The organism is Brevibacillus dissolubilis, assembly GCF_006170445.1.
Classification (GTDB): Bacteria; Bacillota; Bacilli; order Brevibacillales; family Brevibacillaceae; genus Brevibacillus_B; species Brevibacillus_B dissolubilis.
The window spans coordinates 211,668-233,280 of sequence record NZ_VCNA01000002.1; the positions used below are offsets into that span (position 1 = coordinate 211,668).

13 protein-coding genes are annotated in these 21,613 nt (G+C 54.2%); all 13 read right to left on the reverse strand.

The window, feature by feature from the left end:
* Position 1: 1 nt before the first annotated feature.
* Complete coding sequence (locus tag FGI41_RS03075) at positions 2 to 760, reverse strand: thioesterase II family protein (RefSeq protein ID WP_139488494.1); 759 nt, start codon at positions 758 to 760, stop codon at positions 2 to 4.
* A complete protein-coding gene (locus FGI41_RS03080) occupies positions 757 to 7,797 on the reverse strand; it encodes a non-ribosomal peptide synthetase (RefSeq protein WP_176560100.1) in 7,041 nt (2,346 codons plus the stop codon). The genes FGI41_RS03075 and FGI41_RS03080 overlap by 4 nt, the downstream gene beginning before the upstream one ends.
* Positions 7,769 to 8,572 carry a CPBP family intramembrane glutamic endopeptidase gene (locus tag FGI41_RS03085; RefSeq protein WP_139488496.1) on the reverse strand — a complete coding sequence of 268 codons (804 nt, stop codon included), beginning with the start codon at positions 8,570 to 8,572 and terminating at the stop codon, positions 7,769 to 7,771. Before FGI41_RS03085 ends, FGI41_RS03080 begins: the two co-directional genes overlap by 29 nt.
* Positions 8,569 to 9,387, reverse strand: coding sequence for a CPBP family intramembrane glutamic endopeptidase (locus tag FGI41_RS03090; RefSeq protein ID WP_139488497.1), 819 nt, complete (start codon positions 9,385 to 9,387; stop codon positions 8,569 to 8,571). Before FGI41_RS03090 ends, FGI41_RS03085 begins: the two co-directional genes overlap by 4 nt.
* 17 nt (positions 9,388 to 9,404) lie before the next feature.
* Positions 9,405 to 10,235 (reverse strand): CPBP family intramembrane glutamic endopeptidase, encoded by an 831-nt coding sequence (locus tag FGI41_RS03095; protein ID WP_139488498.1) that lies wholly within the window; start codon positions 10,233 to 10,235, stop codon positions 9,405 to 9,407.
* A gap of 50 nt (positions 10,236 to 10,285) precedes the next feature.
* Positions 10,286 to 11,551 (reverse strand): ACP S-malonyltransferase, encoded by a 1,266-nt coding sequence (gene fabD / locus FGI41_RS03100; RefSeq protein ID WP_139488499.1) that lies wholly within the window; start codon positions 11,549 to 11,551, stop codon positions 10,286 to 10,288.
* 418 nt (positions 11,552 to 11,969) lie between these two features.
* Positions 11,970 to 13,445: an NCS1 family nucleobase:cation symporter-1 gene (locus FGI41_RS03105; protein WP_139488500.1), complete on the reverse strand. Its 1,476-nt coding sequence runs from the start codon at positions 13,443 to 13,445 to the stop codon at positions 11,970 to 11,972.
* Positions 13,446 to 13,563: 118 nt separating this feature from the next.
* Positions 13,564 to 14,454, reverse strand: a complete 891-nt coding sequence (locus tag FGI41_RS03110) for a nitrilase-related carbon-nitrogen hydrolase (RefSeq protein ID WP_139488501.1) — start codon at positions 14,452 to 14,454, stop codon at positions 13,564 to 13,566.
* 15 nt (positions 14,455 to 14,469) lie between these two features.
* Positions 14,470 to 15,852 carry a dihydropyrimidinase gene (gene hydA / locus FGI41_RS03115; RefSeq protein ID WP_139488502.1) on the reverse strand — a complete coding sequence of 461 codons (1,383 nt, stop codon included), beginning with the start codon at positions 15,850 to 15,852 and terminating at the stop codon, positions 14,470 to 14,472.
* A gap of 18 nt (positions 15,853 to 15,870) precedes the next feature.
* The gene (gene preA, locus FGI41_RS03120; RefSeq protein WP_139488503.1) at positions 15,871 to 17,124 is read right to left on the reverse strand and encodes an NAD-dependent dihydropyrimidine dehydrogenase subunit PreA; all 1,254 of its coding nucleotides are present in this window, start codon (positions 17,122 to 17,124) and stop codon (positions 15,871 to 15,873) included.
* Positions 17,125 to 17,136: 12 nt separating this feature from the next.
* A complete protein-coding gene (locus FGI41_RS03125) occupies positions 17,137 to 18,513 on the reverse strand; it encodes an NAD(P)-dependent oxidoreductase (protein ID WP_139488504.1) in 1,377 nt (458 codons plus the stop codon).
* A gap of 54 nt (positions 18,514 to 18,567) precedes the next feature.
* Complete coding sequence (locus FGI41_RS03130) at positions 18,568 to 19,947, reverse strand: aspartate aminotransferase family protein (protein WP_139488505.1); 1,380 nt, start codon at positions 19,945 to 19,947, stop codon at positions 18,568 to 18,570.
* Positions 19,948 to 19,986: 39 nt separating this feature from the next.
* A complete protein-coding gene (locus FGI41_RS03135; RefSeq protein ID WP_255298298.1) occupies positions 19,987 to 21,498 on the reverse strand; it encodes a CoA-acylating methylmalonate-semialdehyde dehydrogenase in 1,512 nt (503 codons plus the stop codon).
* Between the last annotated feature and the right edge of the window lie 115 nt (positions 21,499 to 21,613).

The window sequence follows — 21,613 nt, forward strand, 5'->3', positions numbered from 1 at the left end:
CTCACCTCAACGCTTCTCTGATTACTTGCAAGATTTCCTCAGGATAATCATGAACGAAGAAATGCCCTCCCGGAAAAGCATGATCTTGGTATCTCTGCGTGGTATATTGCTTCCAGTTCCGTATCTCCGGTGCTACCCCTTTATCGTCAGTGCCATACAACACGGTAATATCACAATCCAGCATAGGTTCGGTACGCTCATGCTGATAGGTCTCCATGAGCTGCACATCGGCCTTCAGCATAGGAAGATACAAGTCTTGCAGCTCACTGCTAAAGAAAAAGGAGGGTGGCAGCAGGCTTTTGGCGACTTTTTTGAACTTCCGCTCGGGTAACAGATGAATCGTAGAGTCAAGTTGAACATGAGGAGGCATCCCTCCCGAGCAGAACAGATGTCTCGGAAGGGGATGTCCTTGTGCTTGGAGATGATGGGCCAGCTCGTAGGAGAGCAGGGCGCCCATGCTGTGACCGAAAATGGCGTAGGGCAGAGTATGAGTCGGACCACTGTCAGCAGGAGAGTCATCACTAGAATCCGAGCCTGCGCTAGAGATGATCTCTACCATTTTCGCTGCCAAGTCTTCTATCATACTGTGCATCTCCGTATAAAGCGGCTCCTCCACCCTTTTCCCATGTCCGGACAGCTCCAGAGGAATCACCTCCAGATCGTCGAACTCCATCCGGCTCCATTTGCCGTACAGCACGGCTGCTGATCCGCCCGCATAGGGAAGGCAGAACAGTTTGGTCTTGATTTTGGTCATCGTCATGATAAATCCCCCAGTAAATCCATCAGTTCATCCAGCTCCTCCATGCTCATCTCGTCTTCACCAAAATCGCTTGGGGTGCTTTCTTTTTCCTCTTGTCCCAGACAGTGGTTGATCACGTGCTGGAGATTGGCTTGATAGCTTGTGAGCAGCGACTCGATCGTCTCGCGGTGGAAGGCCCCCCGATGGTACGATATCTGCATCAGCAGACGCCCGTCGCGGATCAGTCCATTCCATTCCAGCTCACACCATCTCTCCCCATTCGGGCTCATCGCTTGGCCTGAGCCATATGGCGAGATGGTGAACAGGTCGGTCTGGATGTCGGCATCGAACTGACCGAGGTAGTTGAAGCTAAGCTGTGGCTTGAACTCGTTTTGGCCGAGGCCGAAATCTTCATTCGATTCTGTCCCCTGTTGCTGGACCGCCAGACTGCCTGCTTCGACACGAGCCGTTTCTTTTGCCGTCACATGCTTCAAAATTCCGTATCCGACACCCTTGTTCGGTATCTTTTTCAGCTGTTCTTTGATCCCCTTGATCAGTCTCGCGGTGTCTTCGCCTTCCTTGGCTTGCAGCACAACCGGATACTGGCAGGTAAACCAACCAATCGTGCGATAGATGTTGACATTCGGCAGGATCTCTTCGCGTCCGTGTCCTTCCAGCTGTACGACGATCCGCTCCTCCTCTGTCCAATTGCGCATGGTCATGGCCAGCGCCGTCAGCAGGATGTCATTGATCTCAGTGTTATAGGCATAGTGAACACGGGTCAGCAATTCGCTCGTTTCCTCTTGGCTCAGCTGGATGGAGAGTGATTCGCTTGCCCCTTGCTTTTGATCAGTCGGGTTGTACTCACTATCGTTAGGCAGCGGCTTGATTGGTGTCTGCTCGATTTCTTGCCAGTAGGCCCGCTCTTTTTGCATAGCACGGCTGTTGGCATACTCGTGCAGCTGCTTCGCCCATGTCTGGTACGAGTCGGTCTTGATCGGCAGTTCAATCGGCAAGTGGTTGGCCGCTTGTGTGTAAGCTGTCACGAAATCCTCGAACAGGATCCGCCACGACACCGCATCCACCACCAGATGATGAATCACGATCAGCAGATGATCCCCATGGCTTGTCTTGAAGAGCGCCAGCCGGATCGTCGGCCCATTCTCCAGATCAAGACTGCTCTGTACGCGGTTGGCTTCCCGTTCGATCACGCTCTGTTCATCGGCTTCATCGGATATCTCGATCACCTGCAGGGTAAACAGTTCCCCCTGCTCTTCCCGATAATGCGCCATGACGTTGCCATCCTCTGAGTGAAAAGCAAGACGGAATACATCATGATGCTCCACGATTTTCTGAAAAGCCTCACGGAGCAGCTGCTCCTCATAGCCTTGTGGATGATGCAGCATAACCGCCTGATTCCAGTGATGTGCATCGGTGAATCTCTGCTCAAAAAACCACGTCTGAATCGGTGTCAGCAGCTGCTCCCCTACCACCGGAGACTGATCTGTCACGCTCTGCTTCACCGAAATGAGCGGAGCAACCGCCTCGATTGTCGCGTGCTGCAGTAGGTCGCGCACCTGCAGTGTGTACCCCTGTGCCTGAAGCTTGAACAGGATCTGCAATGCCTTGATCGAGTCACCGCCCAGCTCGTAAAAATGATCCTGTATCCCAATCTCCCGAATCCCCAGCACCTCTTGCCAGATCTGCGCCAGCAGCTGCTCCATCTCGTTACGTGGTGCGACATATTCGGTACGGTGAAGCAGGTCGGCAGACGGTGCGGGCAGTGCTTTGCGGTCGATTTTGCCGTTGAGTGTGAGCGGCATCTCGTCGAGTTGGATAAAGAAGGCAGGGATCATGTACTCCGGCAGCTTTTGCAGTAGGAATTTACGGAGTTCAGAAATACTGCATGAGTGGTCAGCTACGTAGTAGGCGACCAGGTCTTTTCTGCGGTTCGGCTGTTGGGCGGATTCACTGGAATCAGCGCTCTCATGGGCAATCACCAGCGCCTCAGATACCCCCTGATACGCCAGCAGCTGTGTCTCAATCTCACCCAGTTCAATCCGATATCCCCTGATCTTGACCTGATGATCCACCCGTCCAAGGAACACGACATTGCCATCCGGCAGCCACTTCGCCATATCACCTGTGCGGTACATCCTCTCACCTGCAACGAACGGATCGGGGACGAATTTTTCTCGGGTCAGTTCAGGCTTCTTCCAATATCCATCCGCAAGCCCAGCCCCTGCGACACACAGCTCGCCAGCCACGCCGACAGGCACAGGCTGATTGCCTTTGTCCAGAATATACACGCGGTTATGATGCAATGGCTTTCCTATCGGCACATTCTGCCCCTTGGCTGATCCCGGTTGATAGACATACATGTTAGAGCAGATCGTGGTTTCCGTCGGGCCGTAGCCATTGACGATCTGTATCGCTGGATTGAGCCGGACGAACTGCTCCAAGGTCTCATCTTTGATCGGCTCGACGCCCACCAGCATTTTATCCAGTGCAACAGGTCTTCCTGTAGCCCGAATCGCCTCGCACACCTCTTTGAGAATCGTCGGCGGGATATAGGCAAATGTAACCGACTCGTCGACGATCACCCCAGCCAATTCCGCACAATCCAGTACCATCGGCGATGGGAACAGAACCAATGTCGCACCGAACATCAGCGGTACGAACAGCTCACACACGCTGACATCAAACGAGATGTTGGTCAGGCTCAGGAAGCGGTCACGCGGCCCGATCTCCCCCCGGTAATGCGCGTGCATGGAATAGGCAAAATTATAAAAAGCCTTGTGTGGAACCATAACGCCTTTAGGCTGACCGGTCGAGCCAGAGGTGTAGATGACATACATCAGCTGGTCTGGAGAAGAACTCCGTTCGGGATGGGAGCACTTCCCAGCCTCGGTTCCGTCTAAATCTCCATCTCTGTCCACCTGTCCATCTTCACTGAGGCCATCGAGATACACCCGCTCATCGGTTAGATCCATCCACTCTCCCGCGAATCCGATCTGCTCCAAGCCAGTCCCGGCCGTCAGCACGATCTGCGCCCCGCTGTCGGTCAGCATATACAAAATCCGCTCCTGTGGATGCGCCGGGTCAATCGGTACATACGCGCCGCCTGCTTTGAGAATCGCAAGCATCCCGATCATCATTTCTATGGAGCGCTCCATCATGATCCCGACGAGACTGCCCGTCTGCACGCCCTTCTTCCGCAGCTGTTTTGCCAGTTGGCTCGCTTTTTCATTCAGCTCACGGTACGTCATGCTGTCACCACGATAGCGGACGGCAACCTGATCAGGATACCTGATTGCCTGCAGCTCGAACTGCTCGGTAATCGTCGTCGCATCTCCGAAATCGGCCACTCTGACGTTAAAATCAACGGTCAGCTGACGTCTTTCTTCATTAGATAGCATCTCAATCTGTGACAGCTCCTGCTCCGGATTCTTGGCAACCTCAGCTAAGATCTGCAGGTAATGACGCATCATCTTCTCGACCGTGCCTGCGTGGAACAGCTTCGTTGCATACTCGACAACCAACCGAATCTGTCCATCCTGCTCCAGTGCCTGGATCATTAGATCAAACTTGGCTGTCCCGTGCTCGTACCGCTGGTGAATACATGTCACCTCACCCAGAGTAAGCGGCGGGATCTCCATGTTCTGCATGATGAACATGGTGTCAAACAACGGATTGCGCCCCTTATCCCCTGCATCCAACAAGGTCACCAGCTCTTCAAACGGATAATCCTGACAGTGGAACGACTGGTACGTATTCTCCCTGACTTCCTGTAAAAATTGCCCGAAGCTCTTATCCGCCTGCGGATAATTGCGCAGTGCCAACGTATTGACGAACATCCCCGCGATTGATTCCAACACTTTATTCGTCCGTCCGGCAATCGGCGTACCCACGATGATATCTTCCTGCCCGGAATACTTGGCGAGCAAAATGTTGTAGCCCGCAAGCAGCACCGTGAAAAGCGTGCTGTTGCTTTGCCGTGCCAGCTGATTCAGCTTTTTCGCCAAATCCGCATCAATCGTCACTTCAAACGTCGCACCCTCGTAGCTCTTCACCAGCGGTCTCGGGTAATCGGTCGGCAGCTGCAGCACCGGCAATTCACCGGCTAACTGCTGGAGCCAGAACGCTTTTTGCCTGTCCAATCCGCCCGCCACTAATTGGCTATGGATCCAGACGGCAAAATCTTTATATTGAACCGGCAATGGCGACAATTCCTTGCCTTCATACAGCGCCATCATTTCACTGAGAATAATCCCGCTGGAGGTCCCATCGAACACAATATGATGCAGGTCGATGAGAAGCAGATGCTTGTGCTCTTGTTGGGAGAGCAGTGTGACACGGATCAACGGAGGTTTCGTCAGATCGAACGGCTTGACGAACTGTTGGATCATCTCTTGTAGCTCATCATCGGCCGTCTGAATGCAATTGATCTGAAAATCGATATTCTCATGCACGATCTGGACAATCTCACCATCGATCACGTCAAAAGAGGTACGCAGAATCTCGTGTCTGTCGATCAACTGGCAAAACACCTGTTCCAGCCGCTCCACATCGACTTGCCCTGTCAGATGCAGCATCTCAGGCAGGTGATAGCTGGTGTTCTGTGGATCGACCTGATGCATGATATACAGTCTGCGCTGTGCTGACGTGATAGGGTAATAGGCATTCGGCGGTGCTGGTACAATGGCTGTAGCGTGCATGTCTGCCTGTGGCGTTTCCAGTGAATCAGCGTAAGCGCTTTTTGGTGTGTTGCTTACGTGATCCAGATAAACAGCCAGCCCCTCGATGGTCGGATAGCGCAGAACATCGGCAATCTCCACAGACGTGTTGAACTGGTCGTTGATTCGGTTGATGATCTTCAGTGCAATGATCGAGTCCCCGCCCAGCTCGTAGTAATTCTGATGCAGCCCGATTTCGGTGTAGCCCAGAACTTCGCCCCAGATCTGAGCGACAGCCAGTTCAACAGTGGTATACTCGCGGGTGGATTCTCCGGTCAAGGTGACTTGATGGCGTTGAGGTTTGGATAATCTGGCGGTATCTACGGCATGGAAGCAGGCATCGGTGGAACCTGTATTCTCCATCATGCTGGTGATGCCATATCCATCCCCTGTCCGATCCTCAATCCAACATCTTTTCCGTTCAAAAGCATACGTCGGCAGCGGTACCCGCCATCTCTGCTGACCGCGATACAATCCATGCCAATCCAACTGTTCGCCTTGGACATAACGGATACAGAAGGCGCGGACGGATTCGAGGTCACTTACAAGCTCCTCCTCGTCCCCGTGTTGGCGATCCCGTAGCACATCTCCCGTCTGTGTCCGTTCCTCCGCACCACCCGTCTGCTTCTGCTCCACAGCATGGCTGTAATACACATCCTCCAGCCCACCCTGCTTCAGCCGTTCCAGATCCAGGCCGCGTATCTTCTTCACGAACTCCTCTTCACTTCCAGCGATCAAGGCCAGCCGGTAACCGAAATGCTCCCGTCCGGTATGCGCCGTATAGCACAGGTCTGCGAGACTCCACGTAGAGTCCAGCTCAACAAATTGCTTATACTTCTCCACCATATTCCAGAGCGACAGCTCAGTTTTCGCGGAAAGACTGAACCAGTGGAGCGGCTTTTCCAGCTCCATTGCCAGTTCCGCACCCTGCACCGTTGTCCATTCTTTTTCCACTTCCGGCGCTTCTTCCAGCACCACATGACAATTCGTCCCGCTCATCCCAAACGCACTGACCCCGCACCGTCTCGGTCCCCCCTCCGCTTCCCAATACGCCAGCTCGTTGTTGACGTATACAGGCGACTGGAGAAAATCAATGTTGCTGTTAGGGTTCTGAAAATGAACGGTCGGCGGCAGCATGCTGTGCTTCAGACAGAGCACCGCTTTGAGCAGACCAGCGATTCCAGCTGCGTGATCGAGATGGCCGATATTGGTTTTCAGCGAGGAGATCGCACAAAACTGGTTTTGCCCGGTATATCTGCGGAACGCCCGCGTAATCCCGTCCAGCTCGATCGGATCACCCAGCGCTGTCCCTGTGCCATGTGCCTCGATATAGCTGACCGTTGTCGGGTCGATTCCCGCATCTTCCCACGCGCGGACGATCACATCTTCCTGTGCCAGTGCATTGGGGGCGGTGATCCCGGCGGAGCTGCCATCTTGATTGACCGCGCTGCCTTTTAGCACGGCATGGATGTGATCCCGGTCTTGCAGGGCTTTATCCAGCGGCTTGAGCAGCAGTGCTACGACACCGTCACCGATCCCCGTACCGTCTGCGGCGTCGTCAAAGGTCTTGGCCCGGCAATCGCTGGACTCAATCCCGATGCGGATGCCCTGATCTGCTGGCAGGAGATTGATCTTCACACTGCCGACCAGCATCATATCGCATTCGCCTCTGCGCAGTGCCTGACTTGCCATATGCACAGCCACCAGAGATGAGGAGCAGGCTGTATCGATGCACAGACTCGGTCCCTTCAGATCCAGCAGATACGCGATCCGTCCGGCGATCATCGAGCTGACATTGCCCGGAGCCGCAAGCGACATAGCCTCAGGGTCGAGCATCTCGATCAGCCGCTTATAATCGTGGACAGCATCCCCGTTATACCCGAGATACACTCCCGTCCTGCTCCCCGCAAGCCTTGCGCTGCTGTATCCCGCATCCTCCATCGCCTGCCATGCCGTCTCTAGAAACAGCCGCTGGTTCGGACTCATATAGCTTGCTTCATTAGGCGACAGCCGGAAAAAGGCATGGTCGAACTTGTCGATCTCATCGAGGTACGCCCCCTCATAAAAGGTGACTCTCGATGGATTCCAATTCAATTTCTTCATATAAGAAGCGAGATCAGCCTTGCGGGCAGCGGGAAATTCTTTGACAAAATCCCTGCCCTCGCACAGCTTCGACCAAAACTCATGTAAATCAGACGAGGCAGGCAAGCGGGCTGCTAACCCGATGATGGCGATGTCTTGCGTGGAGGTCTCTTCGATCTGGACCGTTTCTGTATGTGTTTCTTCATTAAAATTATGATCCATTAAATTGAGATTCAGCATAAGATCCCCTCTTTGCATGGCGGTTTAATGTCCACAGGCAAGCAGACAGCAGAATCACACCGACGGCGAGAAGCGACCCGATGACCGTCTGACTAAGCGATCCACCCTGCACCTGATACAGGACGATCAAGGTAGTCGTACTGACCATATGCGTGATGAGCGAGGCCCACATCGAAGCGCCCCAGACCCGGACGAGACCATAGACCACAGCCCCCAGTGCCGCGAACAGCACCAATGGCAGATTCATCAGCATCAGCCCGAACAGGAGCGCCTGCAATCCGATGGAGACAGCCAGTGAAAACCGTTTGTGAAAGGTCTGAAGCAGAATCCCACGGAACAGAATCTCCTCCAAGAGCGATCCCATCAAGACGCTTCCCAAGATCATCAGCAGCAGATTGCCCCCATTTCCCACCGTCTCCGTCAGCTGCACGATACCGGGAAAATTCGCGCTGACCGCATTCAAATGAGCAACCGCAAAAATACTTACCCCAAGCGACAGTCCAGCCGGAATCACCAGCATCACCGTCTGCCTGTCTGTCTTCACAAAACCCGTAAACGTAAACAGATTCTGCCCGCGCAAACGAAACAGCACACTATAGACAAGCAAAGCCAGACAATTCGCCAGCAACAGCACCACGACCATATTGTCCCGGATGAACTGCTTCATCGCCGGATCATGCACCAAGGCCCTGATCAAAAGCGTCGTCACCGTCATCACCAGCAGATACACCAGCAAATACCCGATGGCTGCACCGACTATTTTGAAGGTCTTCATGCAGAAATCCCCCGCTCCGGAGCCCCCAGATTCTCTTGTGCCGCCAGGTCTGTGCGGATTTTATACGAATAATAGAGACCTACCACGAGCAATACCGCCGAGACTACCATCCCGCTGGTCAATACTGTCATGCTGTTGCTTGCAATCGGTACATTCCAGAACACATACTGAATCCCCTGACAGAAAATCTGTGCCACAATCGGAGCCCAAATCGAGTCAAACCACACATACACCAAGGCAAACACAATCGCCCCTGCCGCCCCGAAAAGTGTCAACGGCGGATTCAGATAGAAGAACAGCGCCCCGTACAAAAATCCCTGCAACAAGAGCGACGCCACCAGCGGGAAGCCTTTTCGCACTTCATTAAAGAGCAAGCCACGGAACAGCAATTCTTTAAACGTATTGCCGACCAGCACAAACCCCAAGAACACATACCAGTTGGTTTCATTGAGCGCCTTGAACAATGCATGGAACTGATACTGATCAGATTGGATCGAAGGCAGCTGGGCGAAGAACGCGGTGAAGACCCCTGCCATCAGCCCGACAAAGATGGATAAATAGAGCGGCCGCTTTTCCATTTTGGTAAACTTGACCTCTTCAAAGAGATTGCTTTTGAACCCATAACGGAACATCAGGTAAAATACGCCAATCGCCACCAGGTCATTGAGGACGATCAGGGCCAGCCTGTTCTCGACAAACCAAGGATGAAGCGGCATCAAGACGAATTTCCACAATGCCGCAGAAGCCTGCAGGATCACAAAGTAAACCGCAATATATAAAAGCAATTTGCCTACCATAACACCATACTTTTTCATGAATAGTCCCCCTCGTATCAGATAGATTTGATCTGACTGTCAGATGTTTTGTCTGTTCTGCCCTGCTTCCAGATATGATAGGTGCCTCCCAGCAGGAACACCAGGCTGGCAATGGTCATCACATACAGAACAGGCTGTCCGAATGAGTAGAAGACCTCATACATCCCGAGTTCATGTGTCAGGTAAAGCAGACTCATCGCCGTGATCTGTACCGTAATCGGTGCCAGGATCGAACCAATCCGAAGATAAATAATGCAGTAGATAATACCAGAGAAGAAGCTGATGACAGAGATGATTGTACTCGGCTGCAGAAGTGCATAGCCAAACGCTTGGAGCAGTACCGCTCCGACGACTGGGACATGCTTGCGCAGCTCGTTGAAGATGATGCCTCGGAACAGGATCTCTTCAAAAGAAGGCATGATCATCCCACCGCCAATCAAGACGAACAGGAACACATCCGAACGGGAAAAATCCTTCACCATCTGAAGCAGCGACGGGAACATCTGTCCAGTCAGATCGATGTCAATCAAGCCGATACTGAACAGGCATCCGGCAATCCCCATCCCTACCAAGAGCAGAACGTTGGAACCACTTAGCTTTTTGACCTGCAGGGTGTTCACGAGTGAGATGCTCGGGTCTTTCTGTCTTTTTGCTTTGATTCTAAAAATCAGGACATAGCAAAGGGTGCTTATTGTAAACATCATGGACGTATAAAGCGTAATATTGCGCTTATGGAACTCCAGATAATCGGTGCCAAGGAACAGCAGGTTATGGACATTCATCACGATGAATAAGGTCCCGATGTACAGCAGGATGTTTCCCAGCAAGAGTGCGTACTTCTTTACCACGGCGATTTTCCCCCTAATCAACAAAATTAGCTCAGATGCCCGGTCAGGCTCTAGAGCTGGGACTTCATTTCCCGCACTCCCTCTTTTGGCGGGATTAAGTCAGAAAAGAATGGCATGGTACGGGTTTCCTGAAGAATCCGTTCCAGCCTGCGTCTCTGTTCCTCCACAGGTGTACGCTTGGTGCGAAACACCGATTGCAGCATCTCCAGCGAGAGCGCCATCTCAGACAGACTCGGCTCTCTACCGTCTGATACCATGATTCGTAATAATGTTTGAATATTCTGATAAGGATGCACAGCACTGCATACATATTCAGCATGATCTTCATTTCTGTTTTTAGTCGCGACTGCATTGGCGAGGCATTGTTGGATCAGATGTAATCCGTCTGGCTGCTTTTGTTGCTTTTGCACGGTGAGCTGCTGTCGGTCTTCCGCCTGATCAAAAGAGAGCGTATGTATGGATGACTCGTGATGCATCAACCGTTTCAATACGGTTTTGGGCCCCATTTCGATGCAGGTGGTGACGTCTTGCTCCCGCAGATACGTCATCGACTGCTCCCACATGACAGGCTCGGTCATCTGGCGGACAAGCAGGTCACGGATCTGTGCGGGCGATTCATACGGCTTGGCAGATACGTTGGAGAGAACGGGAACCTGCGGCATCTCGATACGGTAATGCTTAATCTCTGCCTCCAGCCGCTCTCTGGCATACGTCATCTGTGGACTGTGAAAAGGCGCACTGACCGCAAGTCTGCTGATACTCCCCCCCAGCTCCTCCAATCGGGATTGCACCTGCGAAAAGGCGGCTTCTGTCCCTGCGATGACCGTGTCAGTCGGTGAGTTACAGCAGGAGATCGACAAGCCAAGCTCCGACAAACCGACATTTTCCATCATTTCCCTGGTAATGTTACGGACCGCATACATCTGGCCTAAGCCATGCTGGGCAGACTCCTCCATCCAGATCCCCCTTTGTGAGACCAGGCGCAAGGCGTCGGCAAACCCCATGGCCCCGCTGCAGCAGAGAGCCGTGAATTCTCCCAGACTGTGCCCCGCCATGTACTGGATCGGCAGAGAATACTCCTGCTGATAGACCCGGTAGTACGCGACACTCACCGTAAAGATGGCTGGCTGAGTGTACCTCGTCTGTGTGAGCTTCTCCATCCCCTCTTCCCAACACAAACGGCCCATGTCCCATCCAAGTATATCACTTGCCTCTTGCATGGTTTCACGGGCAGTCTGGTACTGATCGCACAAGCTTTTCCCCATCCCCACATACTGTGAGCCTTGACCGGGAAACAGTATTGCTGTCTTTTCCATGTAAGTCCCCCTTCAATTCTGTGTCATGATCTATATGAACAGGGCATTGGCTGTTGGCTGACTGATGTGTGAACCTGGCCGCTGCCTGCTGTGGGAACCAAGTAAAAAGAACCAGAAAATAATATGTCATTATAACAATTTATTTTACAGATTGTCATTTAATGGTTAGTGAGAGTAAAAAAAAGAAGGGAAAAACCCTAGCAAAAAACACGGAATTGCATCGAAAAAACAGGTGAATTCTCTTACTATTATACAATTTATGATGATTATAGTATTTTTTTGTATATTTACAACTGATTAACCTCATAATAATATTTTATATTTTTAGCGTCAAGTTTATTTTATTAAGATTGTTTTATAAAACCGTAACATTACAGACGAAAAGCACCCTTGCTAACAAGGATGCCTTCTGTTCCTCCTAGTTCTGCGCGGTAATTCTCGCGTATTCCTCCTCGCCCAACAAGCTTTGATCGCCGCGCATCATCCACCAATATACAAGCATCGAGACGACCAAGCCGACCGTCCACGCATTTTCCCACAGGAAGCCAAGACCAGGAATCACCAAACCGATGAGGGAGGCGGCCAGACCGATGATGAGGGCATATACCCCGCTCCAGTTGAACCCGCCGCGGTAGGAGTAGTGCCCGTCTGTTTTGTACAGCTCTGTCAGATGCATTCGACATTTCCTGACCAGCCAATAGTCGGCGATGGCGATCCCGTCGATGGGGCCAAGCAAGGCTCCATATGTCCCAAGCCAGCCAAAGATATAGTTGCCGAAATTTTCTAAAATATACCAAGGCTGCATGGTGATCGCCACCAGCCCCGTAATCACGGCACCCATCCCGAATGTGATCCGTCTCGGCCAGAGATTGGAGATCGCGCGTGCAGGTGCAACGATATTGGCTCCGATATTGATCGTCACAGAGGCAAGCACGATCCCGATCGCACCGATCAGCACGACAATCGGGGGAAACTTGGTCAAAAGCACGACAGGGTCCCAGATCGGTTCACCAAAAATCACCACGGTTGCTGATGTCACCGCCACCCCGATGAAGGAAAATAACGCCATGGTCAGCGGCATCGAGAGAATCTGTGCCCGTGCCTGTGATTTTTGTGAGACAGCATAGCGGCAGAAGTCTGGGATGTTGAGCGCAAGCGTCGCCCAGAAAGCAATAATCCCTGTCAATGCAGGCCAAAAGACCTGCATGAACTCCCCAGTCGTATTGAACTTCGACGGCGCAGACAGCATCGGCCCGAAGCCGCCTGCCTTGACCCCCGCCCAGATCAGGAGTGCCACAGCAAGCACCGCAAGAATCGGTGCGGAGAATGCGCCCAGCTTCTTGATCGCCTGCGGTCCGCGGTAGGCAATGTACATATTCAAGCCCCAGAATAAGATAAAAACGATACCTGTATGCATCGGTACAGCTTGCCATCCGCTCCAAAACGAATGGATCAAAGCATCCAAGGCCGTTCCGCCAAACCATGCGTTGATCCCAAACCAGCCAGCCGCGACAATGGCTCTGGCTAACGCCGGGATGTGCGCCCCTCTGGAACCAAACCATAGCCGGGCAAATACCGGATACGGAATCCCGAACTTGGTACCTGCATGTGCATTCAACAGGATCGGTACCATGACGATCAGGTTGCCCAGAAAAATAGTTCCAATGGCCTGCCACCAGTTCATCCCCAGCGCAATCAATCCAGACGCCAGCATGTACGTCGGGATACAGATACACATGCCAATCCACAGCGCGGCAAAATGATAGCCCCTCCAGTTATGCTCCTCTATGGTGGTGGGCCGCAGGTCATCGTTCCACAGCGGTGAGCCTTCCACTTCCCTCACACCATCTGCGGTGAGGGTGACGATGCTGTTCATTTCCTGTTGGGTTTTCAATGCGAGTTCCTCCCTTCGATGTTCATTCATAGTAAAAATCTGCGGTAAAAAGACAGGGGGAGAAACGACGAAGCGTATTCATCATCTCATCCCCTTTTATGACTGCCGTTTAGGTGATTTATGGTAATAGCTCTACCATTTCCTGATAGGTCTCTGGTCTGCGGTCACGGTAGAACTGCCAGAGATTGCGGACCTCATGAATCTTGTTTTTATCCATCTCCGCCACCAGCACCTCATCCTGATCCCGGCTTGCCACCGCAACGAATTGCCCGCGCGGATCGACGAGATAGGATTGGCCATAGAATTCACCCATGTTCCATGGGGCTTCCACGCCGACACGGTTGATCGCGGCGAGGTAATATCCATTGGCGACGGCATGGGCAGGCTGCTCCAGCTTCCAGAGATATTCCGACAGACCTGCAACCGTTGCCGACGGATTGAATACGATCTCAGCTCCGTTCAATCCGAGTAAACGCGCTCCCTCTGGAAAATGGCGGTCATAGCAGATGTAGACCCCTACCTTGGCAAAAGCTGTATCAAACACGGGGTAACCCAGATTGCCCGGCTTGAAGTAGAATTTTTCCCAGAAGCCGTGGCCGTTCTCGCCTACACCGACATGTGGAATGTGCTGTTTGCGGTAGCGTCCGAGGTAGCTACCATCCGCATCGATGACAACGGCGGTGTTGTAATAGGTACCGATCCCGACCTTTTCATAGATTGGCAGCACGATCACGGTGCCCAGCTCGCGGGCCAGCTCCGAAAAGCGCTGGGTGGTCGGGCCGTTCGGGACCTCTTCGGCGGATTCGTACCATTTGGTGTCTTGCTCGGCACAGAAGTATGGGCCGTAGAAAATCTCTTGGAGACAGATGATCTGCGCGCCTTTGGCAGCAGCTTCACGCACCAGCTTTTCATGCTTGGCGATGGCCTGCTCCTTGTGGACTTGAACCGGCTGATCACCGTGGACATCGTTTTTCGCTTGGATTAAACCGATTTTTACTTTGCTTGGCATGGTGGTTTCCCCCTTTTATGGACGCTTGAACTTCGCTCGCTTGATGAACTGCCCTGCTCCTTTTTGACCGACGAACTGCTTGTCGCGAATGACGAACTCCCCGCGTGAGAGCACGGTGACAGGCTCACCGTGCACCTTCATGCCTTCAAACGGATTGTAGTCTACATTCATATGATGAGACTCGACAGACAGCGTACGCTCGATTCGTGGGTCAAAGATCACGATGTCCGCGTCTGAGCCGATGGCGATGGTGCCTTTTTTCGGGAACATGCCGAACAGCTTGGCGGTCTTGGTGGAGGTGATGTCGACGAACTGGTTGAGGCTGATTCGACCTTGATGGACACCCTCGGAGTACAGTACGGTAAAACGGTCCTCGATCAGCGGGCCACCGTTGGGAATCTTGGTGAAGTCGCCGCGTCCCAGCTCTTTTTGTTCAGCAAAATGGAACGAGCATTGGTCCGAGCCGACGGTTTGCAGAATGCCACTCTTCAGGGCGCTCCAGAGGACTTCTTGGTTCCACTTTTCGCGGAGCGGCGGAGACCAGACGTACTTGGCCCCTTCAAAATCCGGTTTTTCTAAGTACGTGATATCAAGGGCGAGGTATTGCGGGCAGGTCTCGCCGTAGATTTGCCAGCCTTTTTCGCGTGCTTCGGCGATTCTCTGTACCGCCTCGGCGCAGGAGACGTGTACGACATAGAGTTGGGCATCTGCGAGGGCGGTCAGGGCGATGGCGCGGCCTGTCGCTTCCCCCTCTGCGGTCGGCGGGCGGGTTAAGGCGTGGTAGATTGGATCGACGTTGCCTTCTGCCAAGGCTTTTTTGGTCAGGTAGTCGATGACATCACCGTTCTCGGCGTGGACTTGGACGAGTGCGCCCAGCTCTTTGGCCCGGATCAGGGTTTTGAACAGGGTCTCGTCGTCGGCTTGGAAGACGTTTTTGTAGGCCATGAAGACCTTCAGTGACGTGACGCCCTGCTCGACGACATCTTGCAGTTGTTCGAGGATCTGGTCAGTGGTCTCAGCAATCATCAGGTGAAAGCCATAGTCGATACAGGCCTTGCCCTCTGCTTTGGCATGCCAGAGCGTGAGCGCCTCCTGCAGGGACTGGCCCTTGGACGTCAGGCAAAAGTCGATGATCGTCGTCGTCCCGCCGAATGCCGCTGCACGCGTGCCTGTTTCAAAATCGTCTGCTGTGACAGTTCCGCCAAACGGCATGTCGAGATGGGTGTGGGGGTCGATTCCGCCGGGGAACACATAACATCCTGTCGCATCGATTACCTCGACGCCTTGGGCATCAATCGATTCCCCGATGGCGATGACGCGTTCTCCTTCGATCAAAATGTCGGCTTGGTAGGTGTCGGACGCGGTGACGACGGTGCCGCCGCGTATGAGCTTGGTCATGGGGCATAACCTCCGATCTTAGTTTTTTGCCTGACGCTGGTTCCACGTAAGTGACGCCTCATCTGTCGGAATTTCAACCATAGTGATCGCGCCTTCGACCGGGCATACGATGGAACAGAGATTGCAACCGACACAGTCGTCTTCGCGGACAACAGGTACGGTCTTGCCGCTCAGTGTGCTTGTCACGAGGTCGATACTTTGGTGAGACGTATCCTCGCAGGCGATATAGCACTTGTTACAGTTAATACAGATCTCCTCGTTGACACGGGCGGCCACCTTGTAGTTGAGGTTGAGATTGCCCCAGTCGGAGTAGGTGTGAACCGCTTTGCCGACGATGTCCTGGACGGAGGCGATGCCTTTTTGATCGAGGTAGTTGTTGAGACCATCGATCATGTCCTCGACAATGCGGAAGCCATGATGCATCGCGGCTGTGCAGACCTGTACGCCAGATGCGCCCATCAGCAAAAATTCCACGGCATCCTTCCATGTACTGATGCCGCCGATGCCAGAGATCGGGATACCTACCAATGGGTCGCGGGCGCACTCCGCTACCATGTTGAGTGCGATCGGTTTGACAGCAGGGCCGCAGTAACCGCCGTGTGCCCCTTTGCCGTCTACATGTGGGATCGGCAGCCATGCGTCCAGATCGACGCCGATTAGACTGTTGATCGTATTGATCATCGAGACGGCATCTGCACCGCCCTGTCTTGCTGCCCTCGCGGTAAAACGGATGTCGGTGATGTTGGGTGTCAACTTAACGATGACAGGTGTCTGTGCCACCTCTTTGACCCATTCGGTCTGCTGGCGGACCATGTCAGGCTGCTGCCCGACCGCAGAGCCCATGCCCCGCTCGGCCATCCCGTGCGGACAGCCGAAGTTAAGCTCCAGTCCGTCAACACCTGCGGCTTCGGTGGCTTTGACGAGCTCGTGCCATTTCTCCCGGTTGGGCTCCATCATGAGTGAGCCGATGATCGTATGGTTGGGGAAGCGTTTTTTGGTCTCTTCGATCTCGCGCAGGTTCACCTCCAGCGGACGGTCGGTGATCAGCTCGATGTTGTTGAGCCCAAGCACCCGCTGGCTTCCCAGATGAAGCGCGGCATAGCGGGAAGAGACGTTCATGATCGGATCGCCCAGCGTTTTCCAGACGGCACCGCCCCAGCCCGCTTCGAATGCGCGCTGAACCTGATACCCGGAGTTGGTCGGGGGAGCCGATGCCAGCCAAAACGGGTTGGGTGATGTGATTCCTGCCAAATTGATACGCAGATCAGCCATCGCTACTCCTCCTTACCTTTCCTTTTTAGAAGTGACTGCGTGAATCTCGTGTGCGACCCGCTTGCCTTGCTGGGCGGCGTCGACGACCATCGCATCTGTCTTGCCACCGCCAAAGATGAAGTCACCTGCGGCAAATACCTTCGGATGCGAGGTGCGGTATGAATTCTCCGACAGTACGGGGATGCCGTGGTGATGGGCGATGTCGAAGGCTTCGAGCAGCTGGGTGTGGCGCTTCTGCCCGATTGCTTTGATCACATAGTCGACGGGGATGGTGTATTCACTGCCGGGGATCGGGACGGGGCTTTTTCTACCTTTATGATCAGGCTCGCCCAGCTCCATGCGGGTCAGCTCGATGGCAATCACCCGTCCGTTCTCCCCGATGATCCGCTTGGGTGCGACCAGCCAGCGGAATTCTACTCCGTCCTGCTTGGCGAATTCGTACTCGAAATCATAGGCGGTCATCTCTTTGTCCGTGCGGCGGTAGAGCATCTGTACCTGTGCCGCGCCCAGCCGCTTGGAACAGGTGGCCGCGTCGATTGCCGTGTTGCCCGCTCCGATTACGGCGACCGTTTTGCCGAGCAAGGCATCGCTCAAAGGCTTGGTCTTGGTATCCTCGACAAAAGCAATCGCATCCAGCACACCGTCCAGCTCCTCGCCGGGGATGCCCAGCATCGGCACAGACGACATCCCCACCGCAAGCACGACTGAATCATACGTGTCGATCAGCTCTTGTGCGGTGATGTCTTCTCCGACGCGCACGCCATAACGGAACTGCACGCCAAGCGACTCGACCTGCTCCACCTCCCAGAGCGGGATCTCCTGCGGCAGTCGGAATGAGACGATGCCGTAGGTGTTCAGCCCGCCGCCTTTTGGCTTGGCTTCATAGACGGTCACCTCATGTCCGAGACAGGCCAGCTCGCGAGCCGCTGATAATCCGGCTGGGCCTGCGCCGATGATCGCTACTTTGTTGTTGATTTTTTCTGTTTCTGGCGGTGCGGTGAAAAGGCTGACACGGTTGGTGATGGCCCAATCCGTGGCATGGCGCTGCAGTCTGCCGATCATGATCGGCTGGGAGGCCGCCTCTCCGTTGAGCACACATGCCCCCTCGCACAGCTCAGATGTAGGACAGACGCGGGAGCAGCTCGCGCCGACGGGATTGGCGTCCATGATCGTTTTGGCGGAGCCGTACAGATTGCCTGTGGCGATTTTTTGGATAAAAGAAGGGATATCGATTCCGGTCGGACATGCTTTGATACACGGAGCGTCGTAGCAGTATAGACAGCGGTTGGCTTCGTCAATGGCTTCCTTCGGCTTGAGCGCAGGTACGACCTCGGCAAAATGACGGCTCAAGTCTGTGAGCGGGATCGTCCCGCTTTTTTTGTCAGTCATCCGGTTACCCCCTTTGTGCTTTCAAATGTGGTCGCGAGTTGCGGTTAGACCGCCCTACTGCCCAAGCGTATCGAATGCTTCCTTTACAACCCGCAGGATGAATGCCAAGTCTTCCTCCGTGGTCGTTAACGGTGGTGAAAGGGTCAAAATATTCTGATATCCAGGAATGGTATCTCCATTTTTCCCGATGATCAGCCCGCCCTTTTTGCACTCCCCGATGACGTGTGCCACCTTATCCGGCGCGGCAGGCTGTTTGGTCGTCCGGTCTTCTACCATCTCGATGCCGCACAGGAAGCCGAAGCTGCGGATGTCCCCCACGTTCGGATGAGACTCGATCGCTTGCAGTCCTTGGCGAAGTGCTGCGCCCATCTTTTCCGCGCGTTCGATCAAGGCTTCCTCCTCGATCAGCTCCATATTGCGGATCGCCACAGCGCAGGCGGTTGGATTGCCGCCGAAGGTGTTGATATGGCGGAAATGCTGGTTGGTGCCCGGCTCGTTGAATCGGTCGGCGATCTCGGCGCGGACAGCGGTGGCGGAGAGTGGCAGGTAGGCACTGGTAATCCCTTTTGCCATCGTCACGATGTCTGGCTTCACACCAAAATTCTGATGCCCGAATCTGCGCCCGGAGCGGCCCACTCCGCAGATGACCTCGTCGACGATCAAGAGGACACCGTGCTTGTCACAGATTTCCCGGACTTTAGGCAGGTACTCAGGCGGCGGCACGATCACGCCACCCCCGGTGATCGCCGGCTCCATGATCACGCCCGCGACGGTCTCGGCTCCCTCCCAGTTGATCACCTCATCATAGACGCTGGCACATTCGAGCGAACAGCTGCCATAGGTCTTGCCAAACGGACAGCGGTAGCAATAAGGCGGTGCGACATGCTGAAAGCCGGGTGCGAGCGGTTCGTATTTTTGCTTGCGGACGGATTGACCGCTGGCGGCAAGCGAGCCCATCGTATTGCCATGATAGGCGCGGTGACGGGAAATGAATTTGTAGCGTCCCGGCTGCCCGTTCTGATGATGGTACTGGCGGGCGATCTTAAATGCCGTCTCGTTGGCCTCCGAACCGCTGTTGGAGAAGAACACGCGGTACTCATCACCCAGCCACTCGCTGATCTTCTCCGCCAGCTTAATCGCCGGGACATGGCTTTGGGTCAGCGGAAAATAAGCGAGCGACTTCATCTGCTGATACGCCACCTCTGCCAGCTCAACGCGACCGTACCCGATATTGACGCACCACAGTCCTGACATGCCGTCGAGATAGCGGTTGCCGTCGACATCGGTGATCCACGAGCCTTTGGCCTCTTGGACGATCATTGGGTTTGGGTTATACGGGGACATGTGATGCCAGAGATGGGTTCGGTCGGCTTGCAACAGCTCCTCTTTTTCCGAACGGGGGGTCTGCTGGAGCTGTATTTCTTCGTTGCTCATGAAAAGAACCTCCTTTTGAATTGGGAGTGACGTTCACTATTACTTTACAAACTTCTGCTGGGACCCGATATTCAGATCGCCATCGTCAAACCAGCGGGAGGTGACGGTCTTCTTTTTGGTGAAGAATTCGACTCCGTCCCGGCCATTGGCATGCAGGTCGCCGTAGAACGACTCCTTCCAGCCGGAAAAGGCGAAAAAGCCAAGCGGCGCAGGTACACCCACATTGATCCCGACCATCCCTGCCTCAACGCGCTGTGCGAACTCACGCCCCAACCGTCCGTTGCCGGTATAGATGCAGGCTCCATTGCCAAAGCGGGAGCGGCGGATCGTCTCCAGCCCTTCCTCAAAATTAGCCACCCGAACCACACTCAGCACCGGCGCAAAAATCTCCTCCCGCACGATCACCATCTCCGGTGTCGCCCCGTCAAAGATCGTCGGGCCGAGGAAATAACCCTGAGCCTGCTCTGCCGCCGCATCCTGACGACCGTCCCGCACAAGTGATGCTCCGAGTGCGACACCTTGTTCGATGTAGCCATGCACCCGTTCGAGATGGGACGCACGGATCACCGGGCCTAGGTCTACGTTTTGCTCCAGACCGTTGCCGATTTTCAGCAGGTTGGATTCTTCTACCAGATGCTGGATGAAGGTATCTGCCACGTCCTCGACCACTACCGCCACGCTTGCCGCCATACAGCGTTCGCCCGCACAACCGAATGCAGAGGAGACGATGGTTTTCGCGGCCCGGCGCAGGTCGGCGTCGCCCATGACGAGGTGGTGGTTTTTGGCTCCGGCGAGTGCCTGCACCCGTTTGCCGTTGGCGGATGCGGTTTTGTAGACATGCTCTGCCACTGGCTGTGAGCCGACGAACGACACGGCTTTTACATCGGGGTGCTCCAGCAGTCCGTTGACCACATCATGGGCGCCGTTGACCACATTGAACACGCCGTCTGGGAGTCCTGCTTTTTTTAACAGCTCGACAATCCGCAGACAGGAGAGCGGTGTGCGTTCTGACGGTTTGAGCACAAACGTATTGCCTGCCGTAATCGCAATCGGGTACATCCACATCGGCACCATCAGTGGGAAGTTGAACGGCGTGATCCCCGCCACGACGCCAAGCGGAAAACGCAGGACCTGACAATCAATCTCGGTGGCGATATTGGGCAGATTCTCCCCCATCAACAGCGTCGGCATCCCTGCGGCGAACTCCACCATCTCGATCCCGCGCAGCACCTCGGCACGGGCTTCTGGGAGGTTTTTCCCATTTTCCAGCGTGATCATCTCAGCCAATTCATCCTGATGGGCAAACAGAAGATTCTGAAAACGGAACATCACCCGCGCCCGATCGACAACAGGTGTCTGGCTCCAAGCGGGAAAAGCAGCTTTGGCAGCCTGGACAGCGGCATCCACCTCTGCCCTGGTGGAGAGCGGCACGCGGGAGATCACCTCGCCCGTCGCTGGATTGGGAATCTCCTCATAGCGGCTGGTCTCTGAGTCTACCCATGCTCCGCCGATATAATTTTTCAGCTGTTTCGTCACATGGTCGGTTTTCAAGTGTTTCGTTCCCCCTTGCCTAACAAAAATGGTAAGATTCTTCATTCTATTTCGGACAACTGAATATCATTAAGCACGGTCTGTCAGGTTTTTCACGGGAACCCCTGACACATTG